This is a genomic window from Stenotrophomonas sp. YJH_SMC_17, assembly GCF_059371655.1.
In genome coordinates this window covers 88,816-104,841 of the sequence record NZ_JCAFUU010000008.1, presented here as the reverse complement: position 1 = coordinate 104,841, position 16,026 = coordinate 88,816, and the positions used below count along the sequence as shown (strand labels likewise).

Genomic DNA, 16,026 nt, shown 5'->3' with positions numbered 1-16,026 from the left:
AGACCTGCAGATGAAAAAGTTCAAGAAGTGGGCCGGCAACGCGTTGACCGTACTGCTGCTGGTCATCGGCCTGGTGCTGTGGATCAGCCTGCCGTGGATCGGCGTGCTGGCCGTGGCCGTGCTGGTGGCCCTGTGGCTGCTGCTGACCCGTGGCGGACGGCTGGCACTGGCCGCCACCCGCATCGGCGTGGCCAGTCTGCCGCAGCGCTGGGGCGCCTCCTCGGTGATCGTGGTCGGCATTGCCGGCGTGGTCGGCGTGCTGGTGGCGATGCTGGCCATGGGCGAAGGCTTCCAGGCCACGCTCAACAACACCGGCGACGACACCACCGCCATCGTGCTGCGCGGCGGCTCGCAGGCCGAGACCAATTCGGTCATCACCCGCGAGCAGGTGCCGACGCTGTCCACCCTTCCCGGCATCAGCCGCGATGGCGAAGGCAGGCCTCTGCTGTCGCCGGAGCTGTCGCAGGTGGTCAACCTGGTGTCGAAGGCCGATGGCACCGACGTCAACGCGCAGTTCCGCGGCGTCGGCCCGCAGGCCTGGGCCGTGCATGACAAGGTCAAGATCATCGAAGGCCGCAAGTTCGCCACCGGCCTGCGCGAGATCGTGGTCGGCCAGGGCGCCAAGGGCCAGTTCCGCGGCATGGACGTGGGCAAGACGCTGACCCTGGGCAACCAGACCTGGACCGTGGTCGGCGTGTTCGCCACCGGCGATGCGCATGATTCGGAACTGTGGACAGACGCCGATACGCTGGCCACCACCTACCAGCGCAGTGCCTGGCAGTCGATCAGCGTGCGTACCGATGGCAAGGCCGGCTTCGAGCAGTTCAAGGCGGCGGTCGCCGCCGACCCGCGCCTGAAGCTGGACGTGGAAACCACCCGTGTCTACTACAGCAAGCAGGGCGGCGGGCTGACCAAGCTGATCGACATCCTCGGCAAGGTGATCGGCACGATCATGGCGGTGGGTGCGGTGTTCGGCGCACTCAACACCATGTATGCGGCTGTTGCCACGCGTGCGCGCGAGATCGCCACCATGCGCGCGATCGGCTTCCGTGGCCTGCCGGTGGTCACCGCGGTGATGCTGGAGACGATGCTGCTGGCGCTGCTGGGCGGTCTGCTGGGGTGCGCGGTGGCGTGGCTGCTGTTCAATGGCTACAGCGTGTCCACCATCGGCAGCAACTTCAGCGCGGTGGTGTTCAAGTTCCATGTGTCGCCGGAACTGCTGTGGACCGGCCTGAAATGGGCACTGGGCATCGGCCTGGTCGGTGGCCTGTTCCCGGCGCTGCGCGCGGCCCGGTTGCCGATCACCACGGCGTTGCGCGAAACCTGAGCATTTCGCACTGGTACAACGCGCACATTGCAGGGGGACGAAGCGGAAGCTTCGTCCCTTTTTCATTGGTGGGGTCAGATTCCTTCGCTGCGCGAAGGGATCTGACCCCACTCTGGATCCAGTAGATCCACGCCATGCGTGGAGGGAAGCATGCGCACACGCGCGGCTACAGATATCCGGAAATCTGCCGCTATGGATGCCTCTGCCCATCCCCGATGCAACGCGTGTGACGCTGCGCACAGCGCATCTGTGGATTGTTGGTTGCGATTCATGTTCGCACTCATTCAGCGGCACGGAAGCAAACAGTTACGAATGGAAACATTCTAGAATCCCGCCCCCACGTTGGTTTGCAGCACCCCACGCGCCCACAGAACGGGCGCATGTTTTTTCTGAAACACGAGATTTCACGGATGTCCCTGAAGACCACCCCGCTGCGCAACGCGATCGTCATCGCGCTGGCCGCCAGCTGCACCACCCCCGCCTTCGCACAGAGCGCCGGCGATACCCCGACCAACCTCGACCGCATCGAAATCACCGGCTCGCGCATCCGCCAGGCCAGTGTCGAAACTGCCCAGCCGGTGGTCGCGCTCAACCGCGCCGAGATCGAGAAGAAGGGCTACGTCAACGTCGCCGATATCCTGCAGGATGTCACCGCTGCCGGCTCGCCGAGCATGAGCCGCGCGTCCTCGCTGACCTCCTCGCGCGATTTCGGCGGCATGTATGTCAGCCTGCGCAACCTGGGCCCGGAACGCAGCCTGGTGCTGATCGACGGCCGCCGCATGGGCGTCAGCGCCGGCGGTTATTCCGACCTGGCCTCGATCCCGTCGGCCATCGTCGAGCGCGTGGAAGTGCTGACTGACGGTGCTTCGGCCCTGTACGGCTCGGACGCCATCGCCGGTGTGGTCAACATCATCACCCGCAAGAACTTCGATGGCGGCGAAGCCAGCGTCTACGTCGGCCAGTACGGCGAAGGCGACGGCCAGAAGCGCTCCTACAGTGCCACCTTCGGCAAGACCTTCGACCGCGGCTGGTTCAGCGTCGGTGCCGAGCGCACCAAGGAAGACGAAGTGATGGGCGGCGCGCGCGAATTCAGCCGCTACGTCAACGGTCCGCGCCACCCGAACGATGGTCTGAACGGCAACACGCCGTGGGGCAGCGTCACCGTCGGCGGCAAGCCGCTGACCGTCGGCCCGGGCGGCGACCCGACCAGCGCCAGCAACTTCCACGCGCCGAACCCGGCCGATGGTGCCAACACCAAGACCAACATGAGCCTGCTGACCGGCCTGGAGCGCACCTCGGTGTTCGCCAACGGCGGCTTCTCGATCACCGACGACCTGCGCATCGTTGCCGATGCCATGTACAGCAAGCGCGAATCGACCAAGCACCTGGCCGGCTACCCGTACTCGGTCACCGCCACACAGGCGCGCAACGGCAGCCGCGCCGCCCTGTCAAAGGACAGCGCGTTCAACCTGTGGCAGCAGGACGTGCTGTTCTCGCACCGCACCGAAGAAATGCTGCGTGGCACCGAGAACACCCTGGAAACCAAGCGCGGCAGCCTGGGCCTGGAAGGCAGCTTCGAAACCGGCTCGCGCTACTGGGACTGGAACGTCAGCTACACCTACAACCGCAATGAAGGCGAGCGCGTTGGTACCGGCAGCATGTACCAGCCGAACGTCAACCTGGCCGTCGGCCCGTCCTTCATCGAGAACGGCGTGGCCTACTGCGGCACCCGCGATGCGGTGATCGCCGGCTGCGTGCCGTGGAACCCGGCCGCGCCGATGGGCTACACCGGCCCGGGCTCGCTGAGCAACCAGGACGTGCAGGACTACCTGTTCGCCCGCTACGTGGACAAGAGCCAGACCACCACCAAGGTGGCCAGCGCCAACATCTCCGGTTCGCTGTTCTCGCTGCCGGCCGGCGACATCATGGCTGCGATGGGCTTCGAGCACCGCACCGAAGAAGCACGCTACACCCCGGACCTGATGGTGCAGAACGGCCAGATCGCCGGCACCACCGGCAAGCCGACCCAGGGCGACTACTCGCTCAACGAGGTCTACCTGGAAATGCAGGTGCCGCTGCTGGCCGACATGGCGTTCGCCCGCGAACTGTCGCTGGATGTCGCGGGTCGCTATTCGGACTACAACAACTTCGGTTCCACCACCAACAGCAAGTTCGGCGTGAAGTGGAAGCCGATCGACAGCCTGCTGGTGCGCGCCACCTATGGCACCGGCTTCCGTGCACCGACCGTGGACGACCTGTACGGCGGCACTGTCAGCACCCGTGATTCGTTCACCGATCCGTGCGATACCTCGTTCGGCACCGCTGCAAGCAGCGCCGCCGTGGCTGCCCGCTGCAAGGCCCTGAAGGTGCCGGCCAACTTCCGCCAGCTCAACAGCGACGGCACCGTGGCCAGCAAGCCGGGCCAGCAGGCCACCACCGATTTCAACTCCGGTTCCAACCCGGACCTGAAGCCGGAAACCGCCAAGACCTGGACCGTGGGCCTGGTCTACAGCCCCGACTTCGTGCAGGGCCTGGACGTCAGCCTGGACTGGTGGAAGATCCGCATCGACAACGCCATCGTTGGCGAGTCGGCCACCAACATCCTGGAACAGTGCTACGTGCAGGGCTCGGACGCCGCCTGCGGCCGCTTCACCCGTGGCAGCAACGGTCAGGTCAACGCGCTGGACCGTTCTCTGGTCAACGCTGGCTACCGCGAAACCGCCGGCTATGACATCAGCGCGCGCTACCGCCTGCCGGAAACCGCGTTCGGCAAGTTCGCCGTTACCTGGAACACCACCTACACCGACTACCTGGAGCAGCGCAACGACAACGCCGCCACCACGCCGGTGGAGCAGCTGACCAGCTGGGGCGGCAACTTCCGCGTGCGTTCGACCTTCAACCTGGACTGGCAGTACGGCAACCTGGGCATCGGCTGGACCGCGCGCTACTACTCCAGCATGAAGGAAAAGTGCTCCTACATGGACGAGTGCAACATGCCGGGCTTCAGCTCGGCCTACACCGATGCCTCGCCGACCAACAAGGTGGGTTCGAACACCTTCCACGACCTGCAGGTGCGTTACGCCCTGCCGTGGGACGGCACCGTTTCGCTGGGCCTGAACAACGTGTTCGACCATCAGGGTCCGATCATGTACAGCCAGCCGAACAGTAGCTTCACCTACTACGGTGGCTTCGACATCGGTCGTTTCATGTACATGAAGTACCAGCAGCGCTTCTAAGCCTGCAACCGCGTTCCCGCCACCGCCATCTCTCTCTCCTGGCGGTGGATGGAAGCAGAACGGCGCCCCTCGGGGCGCCGTTCTTTTTTCTTCGGGGAAGCCGGGGTCGGATCCCTCCGCCCGGCGAAGGGATCCGACCCCGGCTCCGTTATCGCTTACGCATCGTGCGCACATTGTCGCCGACAAACAGGATCAGGCCGGCCCAGATCGCCGCGAACCCGATCGCCTTGGCGGTGTCGAACGCCTCATGGAAGAAAAACACGCCCAGCAGCAGCTGCAGACTCGGCGCGATGTACTGCAGGATGCCGACCAGCGACAGCGGAATGCGCTTCACGCCGTAGGCGAAGCCGATCAGCGGCACCGCCGTGACCACGCCACCAAAGATCAGCAACAGGTCATTGCGCCAGCCCCAGCCATGCAGGAACGCGCCGCCGTGACCATTCTCGGCCCAGATCGCAAACGCCAGCGCCGGCAGGAACAGGTACATGCTTTCCACGCCCAGGCCGGCCACCGGATCGACCGAGACCAGCTTGCGCAGCAGGCCATACAACCCGAACGAACAGGCCAGGCCCAACGCGATCCACGGCGGTGTGCCGGCATCGATGGTCAGCCAGGCCACGCCCACCGCCGCCATCGCCACCGCCACCCACTGCAGGCGGCGCAGGCGCTCCTTCAGCACCAGCACGCCCAGCAGCACGTTCACCAGCGGGTTGATGAAGTAGCCCAGGCTGGTCTCGATGACGTGGCCGGCGTTGACCGCCCAGATGTACAGGCCCCAGTTGAAGGCGATGGTCAGGCTCGACACCAGCAGGATCGGCAGCGCGCGCGGCTGCGCGGCGATCTTTTCCCACCAGCCCAGGCGCGCACTGAGCACCAGCCAGCCCAGCACCAGCACGGTGCTCCAGATGATGCGGTGGGCGATGATCTGGAACGAGGGCACCTCGTTGAGCAGGTGCCAGTACACCGGCACCAGGCCCCAGATCACGAAGGTGGAGGCGGTGACCAGCAGGCCCCGGCGTTGTTCCTTCTCGTCCATGCTCATTTCCTTCGTGTCCTTGCCATCGCCAACACCACCACGCCCAGAAGAATCACCACCATCGCCAGCAGGTCGCGCCAGCCGAAGCGCTCGCCGTTGAGCAGTGCGCCCAGCAGCACCGCGATCACCGGATTGACGTAGGCATAGCTGCCGGCCAGCGCCGGGCGCACGTTCTGCAGCAGCCACACGTAGGCGGTGAAGGCGACGATGGAACCGAACACGCACAGGTACGCCATCGCCAGCAGGCCGCCGGTATCGGGCAGCGTGGTCGGGCGCTCGCCGACCACCAGGCCGATCAGCACCAGCAGCACGCCACCGCAGATCATCTGCCCGGCCGCGGTCATGAATGGGCCCGGCAGGTCCAGCCCGCGCGCCCATACCGAACCGAAGGCCCAGCCGACCGGCGCGATCAGCAACAGCACCAGCCCGGTCGGCGAGGCGGTCAGGCTGCTGCCGGCATTGAGCCAGACCACGCCCAGGAAGCCGATGGCAATGCCCAGCCACTCGCCGCGGCTGGCATGCTGGCCACGCAGCGCCGAGAACAGCGCCATCCACAGCGGTACCGAGGCCACCGCGGTCGCAGCCAGGCCGGAGGAGACCTCGCGCTCGGCCAGCACCACCATGCCGTTGCCCAGCACCAGCATGGTGACCCCCATCACCACCAGGTTGCGCCATTGCCGCAGGGTCGGATTCGGCATCTTCCAGAACAGGCGCAGGGCAAGGAACATCAGGCCGCCGGCAATGATGAACCGGCTGCCGGAGACCATCGTCAGTGGCAGTGCGCCGCCGTGCAGGGCCTTGGCGATGCCCAGGTAGGTCGAGCCCCAGACCACGTAAACCAGCAGCAATGCCAGCGCGACAAGGCCACCCCGTGGGGCAGCCGCAGACGAAGAGAGAGGAGCCGACATGACGCACCAGCAGGCGGGGGAACGCCGATTCTAGAGCCTTCGCCTGCGGGAAATCACTCCGGTTTGCGACGGGCCGTGAACCGGCATACGACGTTTTAGTTATGGTCCGCCGCCCCGGGCTGCTGTCACCCTGTGCGGTCCCCATGCCCTGCCCGGCACCTGGCGTTGACGTGGGATGCAGTACCTAGGAGGCTGGCCGCGGCGCCCTTCGCGCGCCGGGTACCCGATATTTCCCGCAGGGAAGCGCCGCATCGAGGATCCACACCCAGATGAGCATCACGTCCCAACCTGCCGTACCCGCGAACGACGGCGCCGCGCTGCGCCGCTCGATCTCCAATACCCTCAAAGGCTCCGCCGGCAACCTGGTGGAGTGGTATGACGTCTACGTGTACTCGGTGTTCGCCGTGTACTTCGAATCGCAGTTCTTCTCGCCCGATGACAAGAACTCCACCCTGTATGTATGGGCGATCTTCGCCGCCACGTTCCTGATGCGCCCGATCGGTGCCTGGTTCTTCGGCCGCTTCGCCGACCGCCACGGCCGCCGCCTGGCCCTGACCGTCTCGGTCACGGTGATGGCGCTGTGCTCGTTCCTGATCGCCATCACGCCCACGGCGGCCAGCATCGGCATCTGGGCCGCGGTCATCCTGCTGTTCGCGCGCCTGCTGCAGGGCTTCGCGACCGGTGGCGAATACGGTGCCAGCGCCACCTACATGTCCGAGGCCGCCATTCCCGGCCGCCGCGGCTTCCTGTCCTCGTTCCACTACGTCACCCTGGTCGGCGGCCACGTGCTGGCCCAACTGACCCTGCTGCTGATGCTGACCTTCTGGGGCAAGCCGGAAATCTCCGAATGGGGTTGGCGCATCGCCTTTGGCATCGGTGGCATCGCCGCAGTGGTGGTGTTCTGGCTGCGCCGGGGCATGGACGAGTCGCTGTCGGAGTCGTCGATCGAAGCCGCCCGCGAGGGCAAGGCACAGAAGTCCGGCTCGATGTACGAGCTGTTCGTGCACCAGTGGCGGCCGCTGCTGCTGTGCTTCCTGATCACCGCCGGTGGCACTGTGGCCTTCTACACCTATTCGGTGAACGGCCCGAAGATGATCCAGAGCGCCTTCGCGGGTAACGACCCGATGACCGGCACCCTGATCAACCTGGGCGTGCTGGCCTTCCTGATGGTGCTGCAGCCGGTCGGCGGCTGGCTGTCGGACATCATCGGCCGCAAGACCCTGCTGGTGTTCTTCGGCGCGGGCGGCGTGCTGTACAGCTGGTACCTGATCACCCAGCTTCCGCACCAGCATGACGCCACCCTGGCCTTCCTGACCCTGGCCCTGGGCTTCGTCATCCTCACCGGCTACACCTCGATCAACGCGGTAGTGAAGGCCGAACTGTTCCCCACCCACGTGCGTGCACTGGGCGTGGGCCTGGGCTATGCGCTGGCCAACTCGCTGTTCGGCGGCACCGCCCCGCTGCTGTACCAGGGCGCACTGAAGACGGGTCATGTGGACTGGTTCGCCATCTACGTCACCGCCACGATCGCGGTATCGTTGGTGGTCTATGTGTTCTTCCTCACCAACAAGGGCCCGAACTGGCTCGACGGCACCCGCAAATAAGGGCGCTGTAGTGATCGCGGCCACCGGTGCACTGCCGGTGGCCGCTGCGTCTCCCACCACGCCACTGATGTGGATCGCGGCGACGCTGGCTGCAGCCACGGCACTGGCCTGGCTGCTTCGTCGCCCCAACGCACAGGCCGCGTGGCCACGCATCGGATTCGGGATCGCCCTGCTGGTGTTCTGCGGCGCACTGGCGCTGCAGCTGGCGGTGGACCTGGGCAGCGGCCACAGCTCGCTGCAACTGCGCCTGCATCGGGGCATCAATGCAGGATCATCGGTTGGCCTGCGTACGATGGTGGCATGCTATCTGGCAGCGCTAGCCGCCGGCGGCTGGGGCGCATGGACGCTGCTGCGCCAGCGCGGGTAGTGCCGGCCGCTGATCGGCAATCGGCAATCGGTAATCGGTAATCGGTAATCGGTAATCGGTAGAGTCGACTGTTAGTCGACTGCTCTCTCTGTCGGCACCGAAAAACCCGCGCTGCGCGCGATAGTCGACTATCAGTCGACTCTACCCCCGGCGAAATGACATGACACTCCGCCGATTCCGATCCTCAACGGCGGGCCGCTTCGCTCTTGTCGCGCGCGCCGCGGAACTCCGATTCCTTTTCCCACGTCGGCCAGCGGCGGCTGTTGGCCAGCTCGGCGCCCAGGTCGTAGACCAGCAGGGTGTCGGCGGCGTGGCCGCTCGGGTCCCAGCTCGGGGTCCAGGCATCGCAGGCCTGGTGGTAGCAATCAGCGAAGTACTTCTCGCGCAGCGCGCGGCCGGCCTCGACACCGCCGTCCAGCTTGTCCAGGCCCGGGCCGATGGTGATCGCCGGCACGCCCAGACGGGCGAAGGCGAAGTGGTCGGCGCGGTAGAAGAAGCCGGCTTCCAGGTTCGGGTCCGGGCTGTAGCTGCGGCCACGGGCCTTGGCCACGCGCTCCAGGTCCCTTTCCAGCGAGACACGGCCCTTGCCCCACGAGGCGATATCGCGGGTCGGGCCATCCGGGCTGAACATCTCGATGTTGAGCACCGCGGCGGTCTTGTCCAGCGGCGCCAGCGGGTGCGCGGCGTAGTAGCTGGCGCCCAGCAGGCCCTTCTCTTCGGCAGTGAGCGCCACGAAGTACAGCGTACGCTGCGGCTGCGGGCCGGCGGCAAATACGCGGCCCAGCTCCAGCACGGTGGCCACGCCGGTGGCGTTGTCGATCGCGCCGCGGCGGATGCGGTCACCCTTGGCGTCCGGCTGGCCGATGCCGAACGCATCCCAGTGCGCGGAGAAGATCACCGCCTCGTCGCCATGCGCACCGCCGGGCAGCTTGGCCACCACGTTGCGGGTCACCACCTGTTCGCGCTTCAGCGCGAAATCCACGCTCAGCCTGGCATTGTCCAGCGCCACCGGCCGGAAGTCGGCGCGCATCGCCTTGCGCTTCTCGGCGTCGAAATCGAGGCCGGCGTCGGCGAAGATCGCCTCGGCCAGTTCGCGCTGCATCCAGCCGCGCAGCGGCGTGTGCTGGGCCATGGCTTCGGCCTGGCCGCGCTCGATGTCGAACAGCGGCGAAGTGCCTGAGCTCTTCACTGTCGCCCAACCGTAAGCGGCCGGCGCGGTCTCGTGCACGATCAGCACGCCTTCGGCGCCGCGGCGTGCGGCTTCCTCGAACTTGTAGGTCCAGCGGCCGTAATAGGTCACGGCCTTGCCATCGAACGCCCCCGGCGCATCGGCCTCGAAATCGGCGTCGTTGATCAGCACCACGGCGATCTTGCCGTGCAGGTCCACGTCCTTGTAGTCATTCCAGTGGCGTTCCGGCGCGTCGATGCCGTAGCCGACGAACACCAGCGGTGCATCCTTGATCTGCACGCGCTTGCGCGGCTGCAGGCTCTGCAGGGTCACGTCCACGCCATTGGCCAGCGCGCGCTTGCCCTGCTTCAGCGACAGGCTGGCCTTGGCCGGGCCATCCAGCTGCGCGCGCACCAGCGGCACCGGCTGCACCCAGCTGCCGTCCACACCGCCCGGCTGCAGGCCATAGCTGCGGAACTGCTCGATCAGGTACTGCACGGTGCGCTCTTCGCCTTCGGTGGCCGGCGCGCGGCCCTCGAACTCGTCCGACGCCAGCACACGCACGTGACGCGACAGTGCCTGCGGATCGATGCCGCCGCCGGGCAGGTCATTGGCCGCATGGGCCAGGCCCCCGACGAACAGGCAGGACGACAGCAGCAACACGCGCATCGGATTCACGGCAGTACCACGGCTAGCTTGGAAGTCACCAGAGTGTAACGTGGTCGTGACATCACGGCGCAGCCTGGGCCCACGTCATCCACGCGTGGCGTGGATCTACCTGCTGATGCGGTCCAGCCAGCACGCCAGCCCCTGCGCGTTGAGTTCGATGTCCATTGCCAGCACGGCGGTCACCGCCGCATCGTCCAGCGCACAGCCATGCAGCTGGGCACGTTCCAGATACAACGCCTGCAACGCGGCCAGCAGGCAGCGGTGACGGTCCGGGCGGCCATCGCACTGGCGGCCGATGGTGGCCATCGCATCGATCTGTTCGAACAAGTCGTCGGCCAGTTTCTGCACCTGCTCGACGCGGCCATAGTGGGTCAGGTACATCGCCTGCGGCGCGTAGCCCAGCATGCGCTGTATCGACATCTTCATCGCCTCGGGATCGAACTGCACGGGCGACGAGGTGGGGAAGATGAAAGCGCCCTGCGCACTGTCCAGTTCGCGGTAGGAGATGCCGAACGTATCGCCGGTGAACCAGCTGCGGCTGCGCGCATCCCACACGCAGTAGTGGTGCAGCGCGTGGCCCGGCGTGTGCAGCAGCAGCAGCTCGCGGCCAGCGAGATCGATGCGGTGCCCGTCTTCGGCCACCACCACACGGTGTTCGGGAATCGGCTCGATACGACCGTAGCTGCGCGCGATCTCTTCAGCACCGTACACCGCCGTGGCACCGGCAATCAGCCGGGTCGGGTCGATCATGTGCGGTGCACCGCGCGGGTGCAGCACCGCCTTTGCGTTGGGCAGCTGTTGCATCAGCAGGCCTGCGCCACCGGCGTGGTCCAGGTGCACGTGGGTCAGCAGCAGCCAGTCCACCGCGTCAGCGCCCAGGCCGGCGTTGGCCAGCGCCTGCAGCATCGCCGGCACGGAAAGGCCGGTGCCGCAATCGACGAAGGCCGCGCGGCCGCGTTCAACGATCAGGTAGGCCGCATCGAAGCCGGGGCGTTGGAAGCCGGTATCGATGGTATGGATGCTGGGGTCGGCGGTCATCGGCACGCACCTGGCAGGATCGGGAACAGATGCCCATGGTAGGTGTGGGCGTGGGGCTGGTTCGATGCGGCTTTGGTCGGAGTGGGCAATTCTGTAGAGCCGAGCCCACGCTCGGCTGCCTTTCTGCCAGACCTCAGCCGAGCATGGGCTCGGCTCTACAGAGGGCGCGTGCAGTTGAGCATGGTTACCGGGCCAGGTACCTCGGCCGCAGCAGCAGGGCCAGCACCAGCACCGCCAGGAACGCGCCGTAGGCGTACAGCACCGCCAGTACCTGCGGCCAGATCGGGCCAGCGCCGGGCTGCGCCATGCCCAGGCGGTACCCCCACAGCATTGAGACGATACTCAGGGCGAAAGCCAGCATCAGAGTGGCGCTGTCAAACAGGCGCCGCCGCGCAGTGCGCGGCTGGCGCGGGAACAGCCAGTACAGGCTGCCCAGCAGCAGGAACCAGGGCAGGAACAGCAGCAGCGACAACCAGGCCATCACAGACTCCATGTCATCGCGCCGGGGGCGCGTGGGCATCATGCCATGGGTGCAATGCCGTGTAGAGCCGAGCCGATGCTCGGCTGCTTTTCCGCCAAGCCGAGCGTGGGCTCGGCTCTACAAGGGCGAGCAGGTCAGGCCGCTTCGCGCAGCGCCGCCAGCGCAGCCAGCACCGCATCCACTTCGGATTCCAGCTTGAACAGCTCGCTCTGCAGCTGGTCGCCCTGCTCGGCCTGCTTGATCACCGCGATCAACTGGCCCGCATCGCGCGGCGAGTCGAAGCCTTCGCTCTGGATCAGCAGCGTGCCGTCACCGGCAGTCAGCTTGAAGTAGAAACGGCCGTCCTTTTCGCGGTACTGCTTGAACAGCGGCGGTGCCACGCGGGCCACGCCTGCGTCTTCACTGGCGATGTCGCCGGCAGTGGACAGGTCGCGCAGGCCCACGGCATGGCGCAGTTCATCCAGCAACGGAGCCGCCAGCTGCTCGCGCAGCTGCTGGCCACGGCGCTTGAGCAGCGCTTCAATCTTTTCCGGCTCGGCCATCAGCGCGTTGTAGCGCTCGCGCAGCGGCGACAGCTCGCTGTCGATGCGCTCGAACAGCTGCTGCTTGGCATCGCCCCAGCTGATGCCGGCGGCAAAGGCCTTGGCGAATTCGGCGGTCTGTTCCGGGGTAGCGAACGCCTGGTACATCTGGAACAGCGCCGAGCCCTCGGTGTCCTTCGGCTCGCCCGGTACGCGCGAGTCAGTCAGGATCGAGAACACCAGCTTCTTCAGCTCCTCGCGCGGCACGAACAGCGGAATGGTGTTGTGGTAGCTCTTGCTCATCTTGCGGCCATCCAGGCCGGCCAACGTCGCCACCTGCTCGTCGATCACCACGTCCGGCAGCGGGAAGTATTCCTTGCCGTACACGTGGTTGAAGCGCTGGGCGAAGTCGCGCGCCATCTCGATGTGCTGGATCTGGTCGCGGCCCACCGGCACCTGGTTGGCCTTGAAGATCAGGATATCGGCGGCCATCAGCACCGGGTACATGAACAGGCCAGCGCTGACGCCCGCGTCCTCGTCCACGCCTTCCTCGCGGTTCTTGTCCACCGCCGCCTTGTAAGCGTGCGCACGGTTGAGGATGCCCTTGCTGGCGATGGCCGTGAGGAACCACATCAGCTCGGTGGTCTCGCGGATGTCGCTCTGGCGGTAGAACCACACATGTTCCGGGTCCAGGCCGCAGGCCAGCCAGCTGGCTGCGATTTCCAGGGTCGCGCGCTGGGTGCGCTGCGGGTCCTGCGACTTGATCAGGCTGTGCAGGTCGGCCAGGAAGAAGAAGCTCTCGATCCCCGGGGCGCGGCTGGCCGCGATCGCCGGACGGATGGCGCCAACGTAGTTGCCCAGGTGGGGCGTGCCGGAGGGGGTGATGCCGGTAAGGACTCGGGTCGTCATGACTGCGTGGGGAAACCTTCGATGAACGGGTCCAGTTTACCGTGCCGGCGGCCAACCCCGTCAGGGCCTGCGGCGCGTTCATTCACGCAACCCCGCTGGAGATGCCCGATGAAACGCCTGCTGCCCCTGCTGCTGATCCTGCCCCTGGCCGGCTTCCGCCCCGTCCCGCCCCCGCCGCCGGTGTATGAAGGCGGCCCTGTGCGCATGGCCCTGGTCGACCGCGACCGTGGCACTGAACTGCGCAGCTACCCCGCCGAAGGCCAGCGTTGGGTGGCCGGCGAGCGCGGGCACCGCTATGCGGTGCGCCTGTACAACGACAGCCCGCGCCGGGTGCTGGTGGTGCTGTCGGTGGACGGCATCAACGCCATTTCCGGCGAGGATGCCGATCCCTCGCAGACCGGTTACGTACTCAACCCCGGCCAGCGCGCCGACATCACCGGCTGGCGCAAGAGCCAGGACGAAGTGGCACAGTTCGTGTTCAGCAGCCCCAGCGGCAGCTACGCCAGCCGCACCGGGCGCCCGGACAACATCGGCGTGGTCGGCGTGGCCGTATTCGAAGAGGCGCGTCGCTGGCGCCCCGAGCCGATCCTGCGCCGTGGCCTGCCGCTGCCCGCTCCGGCCGCGCAGGCAGAGGCTGCCGCTGATGCCAGCGCCAGCGCCAGCCGCATCGAGGGCTACGCCAGCAAGTCGCAGGCCCCCGCGCTGGGCACCGGCCACGGTGCACGCGAACAGTCGTCCGTGCGCGATACCGACTTCGAACGCGCCAGCCGCAGCCCCGCGCAGGTGCTGCAGCTGCGCTACGACAGCGCCCGCAACCTGCGTGCGCGCGGCATCCTGATGGATTCGCCATCGCGCCTGCCGCGCGAGCCGCAGGCGTTCCCGAACCGCTACGTGCCGGACCCGCCGGCGCGCTGAGCGCAGACAACACAACGCCCGCAACCTCTCGGTGCGGGCGTTGTGCTGTGGGGGAAACTGTCGCGCTTAGTCGCGCTTACTTGTAGTCCGGGTAGTCCTTGCTCACCGCATCCTGGAAGTCACGGACTTCCTTCTCGGCGCGGTCCTTGGCCCAGCCATAACGTTCCTGCAGGCGACCGGCCAGATACTCGGCATTGCCTTCGGCCACATCGAAATCGTCGTTGGTCAGATCGCCCCACTTGGCCTGGGCCTTGCCCTTCAGCTGCGACCACTTGCCGGAAATGATGTCTTTGTTCATTGCTGGGAGTCCTTGGTTGCAACGGCGTTCTTACCGTGGCTCCAGCTTCGCGCAGCGGCTGTTGAGTGCCGGTCAACCGACAATGAAAACAATGCTCACCTGCTTGAATGGTTCACTACGCTTCGACAGCAGGCAGTGAAAAGCAGGCTCAAAAAAGGCCGGGGATGTCCCCGGCCCTTTCTCTTTCCGTTCCGCGCCGGGCTCACTTGCCCTTGGCGGCGTCCTCAACCTTTTCACCGGCCTTCTGCACGTCCTTGCCAGCACCGGCCACGGTGTTGCAACCGGCCAGCAGGGCCACCGAGAACATCGACAACAGCATCAGGGCAACTACGCGCTTCATGGGCTTCTCCTTGGGTTCGCCGCTATACCGCTTCATTCGCGGATGGGATTCTTTCGCTCGGCGGGAGGGCACCAATGCCCACTGCCGCCGCGTGAAGTGCAATCTGGCGGCAGGGGCGTGGAGCGGATGTGAACGGTTCGAGATTCCGTTCAGGGGAAGCCTTCAATCGCGCATCAGGGTGGACTTGCCGAACAGGCTTTCGACCAGGTCCACGGCCAGCTCGGCGGTGGCATTCTGCTTGTCCAGCAAGGGGTTGAGCTCCACGATGTCCAGCGATCCCATGCGCCCGGTGTCGGCGATCATTTCCATCACCAGCTGCGCCTCGCGGTAGTTCACCCCACCCGGCACGGTGGTGCCGACGCCCGGCGCGATGCTCGGGTCGAGGAAGTCGACATCGAAGCTGACATGCAGGTGGGTGTTCCCGTCGATGCCGGCCAGTGCCGCTTCCACCGCACGCTTCATGCCGTTCTCGTCGATGTAGCGCATGTCATAGACATCCACCTTGTGGGTCTTGATCAGGCGCTTCTCTTCCGGGTCCACCGAGCGGATGCCGATCTGGTGCATCTGCGCCGGGGTGATCGCGGGCGACGTGCCGCCCAGCCGGGTCAGCGCATCCGGGCCGAGGCCGCACAGGCAGGCCACCGGCATACCGTGGATGTTGCCCGACGGCGTGACATCGCTGGTGTTGAAATCCGAATGCGCGTCCAGCCACAGCACGCGCAGGGTCTTGCCCTGCTCGCGGCACCAGCGCGCCACGGCGGTGATCGAACCGATGCCCAGGCAGTGGTCGCCGCCGAGCATGATCGGCATGCGCCCGGCCTGCAGTTCGGCATAGCTGGCTTCCATCAGTGCATGGTTCCACGCCACCACTTCATCGAGGTGGCGATAGCCCTCCACCGGTGCGGTCCACGGGTTGCGCGGGCCATCCAGGTTGCCCAGATCGCGCACGTCCACGCCGCGCGCTTCCAGCGCCTCCGGCAGGCCCGCCACACGCAGCGCCTCCGGCCCCAGCCGGGCACCGCGATGGCCCGCACCGACATCGGTGGGAACGCCAATCAGGGATACGGAGATGGGATGGGCCATGGGTGCCTCCTGCGCGGAAAAAGAAGCACAGTCTAGCCAGAGCTGTGTGACACCACTCGCGGCGGTGCAGCAGGGCATTGGCATGGCATGATGCCGCGCAGACCCAACCGCCCTTCATGGAAGATT

The 16,026-nt window shown here is 66.4% G+C and carries 14 protein-coding genes; 5 read left to right on the top strand and 9 right to left on the bottom strand.

Going from position 1 to position 16,026, the window contains the following annotated elements; all coding sequences use genetic code 11:
• Positions 1-10: 10 nt before the first annotated feature.
• Complete coding sequence (locus AC5P8Z_RS17640; RefSeq protein WP_295566283.1) at positions 11-1,327, top strand: ABC transporter permease; 1,317 nt, start codon at positions 11-13, stop codon at positions 1,325-1,327.
• A gap of 410 nt (positions 1,328-1,737) precedes the next feature.
• The gene (locus AC5P8Z_RS17635; RefSeq protein WP_295566281.1) at positions 1,738-4,563 is read left to right on the top strand and encodes a TonB-dependent receptor plug domain-containing protein; all 2,826 of its coding nucleotides are present in this window, start codon (positions 1,738-1,740) and stop codon (positions 4,561-4,563) included.
• 148 nt (positions 4,564-4,711) lie between these two features.
• Here AC5P8Z_RS17635 and rarD read toward each other — a convergent pair whose 3' ends face one another.
• Positions 4,712-5,605: an EamA family transporter RarD gene (gene rarD / locus AC5P8Z_RS17630; RefSeq protein WP_495229627.1), complete on the bottom strand. Its 894-nt coding sequence runs from the start codon at positions 5,603-5,605 to the stop codon at positions 4,712-4,714.
• Positions 5,602-6,507 carry a drug/metabolite exporter YedA gene (yedA, locus tag AC5P8Z_RS17625; protein ID WP_495229626.1) on the bottom strand — a complete coding sequence of 302 codons (906 nt, stop codon included), beginning with the start codon at positions 6,505-6,507 and terminating at the stop codon, positions 5,602-5,604. Before yedA ends, rarD begins: the two co-directional genes overlap by 4 nt.
• Positions 6,508-6,776: 269 nt before the next feature.
• Here yedA and AC5P8Z_RS17620 point away from each other — a divergent pair, with 269 nt between their 5' ends.
• Together AC5P8Z_RS17620 and AC5P8Z_RS17615 are read left to right on the top strand one after the other, a co-directional pair.
• Positions 6,777-8,111 carry an MFS transporter gene (locus AC5P8Z_RS17620; protein ID WP_295566275.1) on the top strand — a complete coding sequence of 445 codons (1,335 nt, stop codon included), beginning with the start codon at positions 6,777-6,779 and terminating at the stop codon, positions 8,109-8,111.
• A 67-nt stretch (positions 8,112-8,178) separates the two neighbouring features.
• Positions 8,179-8,478, top strand: a complete 300-nt coding sequence (locus AC5P8Z_RS17615) for a hypothetical protein (protein WP_295566348.1) — start codon at positions 8,179-8,181, stop codon at positions 8,476-8,478.
• 184 nt (positions 8,479-8,662) lie between these two features.
• Here the strand turns inward: AC5P8Z_RS17615 and AC5P8Z_RS17610 are convergent, their stop codons facing one another.
• From AC5P8Z_RS17610 to AC5P8Z_RS17595, 4 genes are all read right to left on the bottom strand, one after another.
• A complete protein-coding gene (locus tag AC5P8Z_RS17610) occupies positions 8,663-10,315 on the bottom strand; it encodes a M28 family metallopeptidase (RefSeq protein ID WP_295566346.1) in 1,653 nt (550 codons plus the stop codon).
• A gap of 105 nt (positions 10,316-10,420) precedes the next feature.
• On the bottom strand, positions 10,421-11,353 hold the full coding sequence (locus tag AC5P8Z_RS17605) for an MBL fold metallo-hydrolase (protein WP_295566274.1): 933 nt from the start codon (positions 11,351-11,353) through the stop codon (positions 10,421-10,423).
• A 184-nt stretch (positions 11,354-11,537) separates the two neighbouring features.
• Positions 11,538-11,834, bottom strand: coding sequence for a hypothetical protein (locus tag AC5P8Z_RS17600; protein ID WP_295566272.1), 297 nt, complete (start codon positions 11,832-11,834; stop codon positions 11,538-11,540).
• 134 nt (positions 11,835-11,968) lie between these two features.
• Complete coding sequence (locus AC5P8Z_RS17595) at positions 11,969-13,264, bottom strand: tryptophan--tRNA ligase (RefSeq protein ID WP_295566270.1); 1,296 nt, start codon at positions 13,262-13,264, stop codon at positions 11,969-11,971.
• Positions 13,265-13,372: 108 nt separating this feature from the next.
• Here AC5P8Z_RS17595 and AC5P8Z_RS17590 point away from each other — a divergent pair, with 108 nt between their 5' ends.
• Complete coding sequence (locus AC5P8Z_RS17590; protein ID WP_295566268.1) at positions 13,373-14,179, top strand: hypothetical protein; 807 nt, start codon at positions 13,373-13,375, stop codon at positions 14,177-14,179.
• A 76-nt stretch (positions 14,180-14,255) separates the two neighbouring features.
• Here AC5P8Z_RS17590 and AC5P8Z_RS17585 read toward each other — a convergent pair whose 3' ends face one another.
• The 3 genes from AC5P8Z_RS17585 to rocF all read right to left on the bottom strand — a co-directional run bounded on the left by AC5P8Z_RS17585 (position 14,256) and on the right by rocF (position 15,900).
• Positions 14,256-14,477 carry a CsbD family protein gene (locus AC5P8Z_RS17585; RefSeq protein WP_010486972.1) on the bottom strand — a complete coding sequence of 74 codons (222 nt, stop codon included), beginning with the start codon at positions 14,475-14,477 and terminating at the stop codon, positions 14,256-14,258.
• A 202-nt stretch (positions 14,478-14,679) separates the two neighbouring features.
• Entirely contained in the window at positions 14,680-14,817 is a 138-nt protein-coding gene (locus AC5P8Z_RS17580; RefSeq protein ID WP_014035659.1) for an entericidin A/B family lipoprotein, read from the bottom strand.
• Between the two features lie 162 nt (positions 14,818-14,979).
• Positions 14,980-15,900, bottom strand: coding sequence for an arginase (gene rocF / locus AC5P8Z_RS17575; protein WP_286070653.1), 921 nt, complete (start codon positions 15,898-15,900; stop codon positions 14,980-14,982).
• Between the last annotated feature and the right edge of the window lie 126 nt (positions 15,901-16,026).